The following is a 5,335-nucleotide window of genomic DNA, read 5'->3' as shown; positions in this document are numbered from 1 at the left end:
GTAGTTTGAATTTATGAGATTGTGAATGGGACATCAATCTTCTATACAGCTAAGCTTTGGAAAAGATAAATATAATTAGTTGTTACCATACGAGTGGATAGGTGATATTTGGTAAAAGACGCATAAAACGAAAAATTGACGCAATAAAGGTCTAAAACGAAGCATAAAATAAAAAAATGACGCAATAACAGTCGAAAATGACGCATAAAACAAAAAAACGACGCAATTACTCCAAATCCTCGACTATAAACATTCAGTTCACCTTGAAAAATACTAGCTTTAACACATAATAGAGCACTTTCTTTATCTAATAACCTAATTAACCACAACTTTAAGGAAATAATCCATTCAAATTACTAAATTTTACTCTTCCTCCTTCACAACACCACAATAGCCCCTCCACCCATCCATCTCAAAAAAATCAACTCCCGCTACTTACACCACCGCACTCCCTAAACAAAACATCACACACTCTCAATGCCCCATTTTCTTATTTCTATCCAACAATCTCACATTCCCACGTTTAAAACCTTCCTAAAACAGGAAAACTTCTAAGGTCATACTTCATAATTGCAAAGTTTAAAACGCGGTTGTATAATTATAGTCAAATATAGTCAAAGTCAAAATGAGGAGGAGGTTTGATGAGGAACATATCCGACATCATTGAACGTTATTTAAAGAATGTTTTAGAACTGAGTGGAAGTGAGATAGTCGAGATTAAAAGAAGCGAGATCGCTGATAGGTTTCAATGTGTTCCTTCTCAAATTAATTATGTGATCAATACCCGGTTCACGATAGAACGAGGATATGTAGTAGAAAGTAAACGAGGTGGCGGGGGCTACATCCGAATCATGAAGGTAAAGGCCCACGATCAAGTTCATCTTATTGACCAGCTAGTAGCTTTAATAACACAAACCATCAGTCAGAATACGGCGGCTGATATTGTGTTTCGATTAGTGGAAGAGAATATTATTTCTGAGCGGGAAGCGAAGATTATGCTGAGCGTTATGGACCGTTCGGTGATCATGGTAGATTTACCTGAACGGGATGTATTGAGGGGAAGAATGCTCAGAGCCATGCTGGATACATTGAAGTATGAGTAAGTTTTGAGAGGTGAGTAGGATGGTTTGTCAAGAATGTAATGAAAGACCTGCAACCCTTCATTTTACCAAGGTGATAAATGGGGAAAAGACAGAGGTTCATTTATGTGAACAATGCGCTCAGGATAAGGGTGAGATGTTTATGTTTGATTCTTCTTCCGGGTTCTCTGTGAATAATCTATTGGCAGGTCTTCTTAATATAGCCCCTGCATTTAAGCAGGCAAAAGAAACGGAAATTCCTAAGCCAGAGGTATTACAGTGTGAAAAGTGTAAAATGACCTTTCAGCAATTCATTAATGTAGGACGCTTCGGTTGTGCTCATTGCTATGAAACGTTTAAAGATGAACTTACTCCTCTTTTAAAGCGTGTTCATAGTGGGAATGTGGAGCACCACGGAAAGGTTCCGGAACGCATGGGTGGAGCCATTCACATAAAGAAAAAGATTCAGCAGTTGAAATCGGATCTGCAAACGATGATTGCGGATGAAGAGTTCGAAAAAGCAGCAGAGATACGAGACGAAATTCGCTCCCTGGAGAAAGATGTTAATAAAGAGGGAGGAGATAAAGGATGAGTCTGGAGAAGTTTTTACAAAATGCGGTTAGCTCCTGGATGAATGAAGAAGGACCGAATTCAGATATTGTTCTTAGCTCACGGGTCCGGCTTGCAAGAAACATGACGGACTTTCGTTTCTCCACTTTATATTCTTCTGAAGAAGCTAAAGAAATCGTGGATCGTGTGAAGGATAAGCTCTCTTTATACCCAAAAAATTTAGGAGAATTAGAATTTTTACCTACATGTGAGATTCAGCCTCTCCAAAAGAGGGTATTGGTGGAGAAACACCTTATTAGTCCTAACTTAGCGGAGGACTCGAATTATGGGGCTGTCCTTCTATCAAGTCAAGAAGATATTAGCATAATGGTAAACGAAGAGGACCATATTCGAATACAGTGTTTATATCCAGGATTGCAATTGAAGGAAGCTTTACAGAGAGCGAATCAGATTGATGATTGGTTTGAAAGTGAATTTGATTTTGCTTTTGATGAGAAACATGGATATTTAACGACTTGTCCCACTAATGTGGGGACAGGGCTTAGAGCTTCCGTGATGATGCACTTGCCGGGTCTGGTTCTGACCCAGCAATTAAATCGTATCATTCCTGCCATAAACCAATTAGGTCTGGTGGTAAGAGGGATCTATGGAGAAGGCAGCGAGGCGTTAGGGAACATTTTTCAGATTTCGAATCAAACGACACTTGGTAAATCAGAGGAAGATATTGTGGAAGATTTATTGAGTGTTGTGAAGCAGATCATTGATAAAGAACACTCGGCACGGGACGCATTAGTTAAAACGTCTAACCTACAATTAGAAGATAGGATCTTTCGTTCACTTGGCGTGTTAGAGCACAGTCGAGTTATCGAGTCCAAGGAAGCGGCGAAGTGTTTATCGGATGTCAGGCTTGGAATTGATTTAGGATACATCAAAGTAATATCTAAGAATATATTGAATGAACTAATGATTTTGACCCAACCTGGATTTTTACAACAATATTCTGGAGGTCCATTGAGACCAAATGAAAGAGATATAAGAAGGTCTTCTTTGATTCGAGAGCGAATTAAGTTAGATAAGGATACACGTGAGGAGGAAAAATAATATGATGTTTGGTCGATTTACAGAAAGAGCACAAAAGGTATTAGCATTAGCTCAAGAAGAAGCGATTCGTCTGGCGCACAGTAATATTGGTACTGAACATATTTTATTGGGACTTGTCCGCGAAGGTGAAGGAATTGCCGCTAAAGCACTTACGGCGTTGGGACTGAGCCCTGAAAAGATTCAGAAAGAAGTGGAAGGATTGATCGGAAAAGGTACCGAGAAATCTCAAACGATCCATTATACACCTCGAGCGAAGAAAGTGATTGAGCTTTCGATGGATGAGGCACGTAAACTGGGACACTCATATGTTGGAACGGAACATATTTTATTAGGGTTGATTCGTGAAGGTGAAGGAGTAGCCGCTCGTGTACTTGGTAATCTGGGAGTCAGCTTAAATAAAGCAAGACAGCAAGTATTGCAGTTACTTGGCAGCAATGATTCAAGTAACCACCAGGGTGGAGGCAATGCCAATGCGAATACGCCTACCCTTGATAGCTTAGCCCGTGACTTGACGGCGATTGCCCGTGAAGGAAGCTTAGATCCGGTTATCGGACGAAGCAAAGAAATTCAGCGTGTCATTGAAGTGCTAAGTCGACGTACGAAGAATAACCCCGTGCTGATCGGTGAGCCTGGTGTAGGTAAGACCGCTATTGCCGAGGGTCTTGCACAACAGATTATTGCCAATGAGGTTCCTGAGATTCTTCGGGACAAACGCGTCATGACCCTGGATATGGGTACAGTGGTAGCTGGTACGAAATATCGTGGGGAATTCGAGGATCGATTAAAGAAAGTAATGGATGAAATCCGTCAAGCAGGTAACATCATTCTGTTTATCGATGAGCTTCATACATTAATTGGAGCAGGTGGGGCTGAAGGTGCCATTGATGCGTCAAACATCTTAAAACCATCTCTTGCTCGCGGTGAATTACAGTGTATCGGTGCAACGACCTTGGATGAGTACCGTAAATATATTGAAAAGGATGCTGCGTTAGAGCGCCGTTTCCAACCAATCCAAGTCAATGAGCCAACGGCAGAAGAGTCCGTTCAGATTCTTAAAGGTTTACGTGATCGTTATGAAGCCCATCACCGTGTATCGATTACAGATGAAGCGATTGATGCGGCAGTGAAACTTTCTGATCGCTACATTTCAGACCGCTTCTTACCGGATAAGGCGATCGATTTAATTGATGAAGCTGGTTCTAAGGTACGTTTACGTTCTTATACAACGCCGCCAAACTTGAAAGAACTTGAAGCCAAGCTGGAAGAAATCCGCAAAGAGAAGGATGCAGCGGTTCAAAGCCAAGAGTTTGAAAAAGCAGCTTCTCTGAGAGATTCAGAGCAGAAGCTTCGTGAAGAGTTAGAAGAAACGAAGAACACATGGAAAGAAAAGCAAGGGCAGGAAAATACAGAAGTGACCGTTGAAGATATTGCGAAAGTGGTATCGAACTGGACGGGAGTACCGGTATCGAAACTTGCTCAGACTGAGACGGATCGATTACTGAAGTTAGAAGAGATCCTACATTCCAGAGTCATTGGTCAATCTGAAGCAGTCGTAGCAGTATCAAAAGCTGTCCGTCGTGCAAGAGCCGGCCTGAAAGATCCGAAGCGCCCAATCGGTTCCTTCATCTTCTTAGGACCGACTGGAGTAGGGAAAACAGAACTGGCCCGTGCGCTGGCGGAATCTATGTTCGGTGACGAGGATGCCATGATTCGTATTGATATGTCCGAGTACATGGAGAAACATTCGACTTCCCGTTTAGTAGGTTCTCCTCCAGGGTATGTAGGGTATGAAGAAGGCGGGCAGTTAACGGAAAAAGTTCGCCGTAAACCGTATTCCGTCGTTCTATTAGATGAAATTGAAAAAGCACACCCAGATGTATTTAACATCCTTCTTCAAGTCTTGGAAGACGGCCGTTTGACAGATTCTAAAGGAAGAACGGTAGACTTTAGAAACACGGTGTTAATTATGACATCTAACGTTGGTGCCCAGTCCCTTAAGAGCAACAAATATGTTGGGTTCAATATTCAAGATGGAAAACAGGATTATAAGGATATGAAAGGCAAGGTAATGGAGGAACTGAAACGAGCGTTCCGACCAGAGTTCCTTAACCGTATCGATGAAATCATTGTGTTCCATTCCCTTGAAAAAGATCATTTAAAAGAGATTGTGACCTTGATGTCCAACCAATTGACAACTCGCTTGAAGGAGCAGGATATTCATTTAGAGCTTTCAGCTGCTGCTAAAGAAAAAATTGCAGATGAAGGATTCGATCCTGAATACGGTGCGCGTCCACTGCGTCGTGCCATTCAGAAACATGTAGAGGATAAACTGTCAGAAGAGCTATTAAGAGGCAAGGTACTGACAGGACAGAATATATTGATCGATGTAGAAGATAGTGAGTTTGTTGTGAAGGTAAAAGAAGAAGAAGCAGCAAATACTCCTACTTAATACAAACGGTTGAAAAAGAGGTACACGTATATGTTTTTCGTGTACCTCTTTTATCATAATGTGGCTTTCCTGAAAATGCTTGTCGGGCCAGATCGAGCCGGCTGCGCTTTTCAGATTGTCCAGCTCCGGTGGCTAG

At 41.7% G+C, this 5,335-nt stretch carries 4 protein-coding genes; all 4 read left to right on the top strand.

Translation table 11 applies throughout. The features are described 5' to 3' along the window. The first annotated feature begins 641 nt into the window (after window positions 1-641). Genes AC6CIB_RS23500 through clpC form a run of 4 tightly spaced genes read left to right on the top strand, consistent with a single transcriptional unit; the run spans window position 642 to window position 5,199 of the window. Window positions 642-1,103 (top strand): CtsR family transcriptional regulator, encoded by a 462-nt coding sequence (locus AC6CIB_RS23500; RefSeq protein ID WP_498284743.1) that lies wholly within the window; start codon window positions 642-644, stop codon window positions 1,101-1,103. A 19-nt stretch (window positions 1,104-1,122) separates the two neighbouring features. After that, complete coding sequence (gene mcsA / locus AC6CIB_RS23495) at window positions 1,123-1,671, top strand: protein-arginine kinase activator protein McsA (RefSeq protein WP_498284741.1); 549 nt, start codon at window positions 1,123-1,125, stop codon at window positions 1,669-1,671. Continuing rightward, window positions 1,668-2,750, top strand: a complete 1,083-nt coding sequence (gene mcsB, locus AC6CIB_RS23490; protein ID WP_498284739.1) for a protein-arginine kinase McsB — start codon at window positions 1,668-1,670, stop codon at window positions 2,748-2,750. Before mcsA ends, mcsB begins: the two co-directional genes overlap by 4 nt. Before the next feature lies 1 nt (window position 2,751). Then, on the top strand, window positions 2,752-5,199 hold the full coding sequence (clpC, locus tag AC6CIB_RS23485; protein ID WP_498284737.1) for an ATP-dependent protease ATP-binding subunit ClpC: 2,448 nt from the start codon (window positions 2,752-2,754) through the stop codon (window positions 5,197-5,199). Window positions 5,200-5,335: the final 136 nt, after the last annotated feature.

The sequence above is a fragment of the Rossellomorea sp. GQ25 genome, assembly GCF_059758515.1.
The sequence above is the reverse complement of the archived record's forward strand: the minus strand, read 5'-3'. Positions and strand labels throughout refer to the sequence as shown.

Excerpts from the sequence above, each read along its gene's own strand:
- AC6CIB_RS23500 (WP_498284743.1), top strand. The coding sequence starts at position 642 with ATGAGGAACATATCCGACATCATTGAACGTTATTTAAAGAATGTTTTA.
- mcsA (WP_498284741.1), top strand. The coding sequence starts at position 1,123 with ATGGTTTGTCAAGAATGTAATGAAAGACCTGCAACCCTTCATTTTACC.
- mcsB (WP_498284739.1), top strand. The coding sequence starts at position 1,668 with ATGAGTCTGGAGAAGTTTTTACAAAATGCGGTTAGCTCCTGGATGAAT.
- clpC (WP_498284737.1), top strand. The coding sequence starts at position 2,752 with ATGATGTTTGGTCGATTTACAGAAAGAGCACAAAAGGTATTAGCATTA.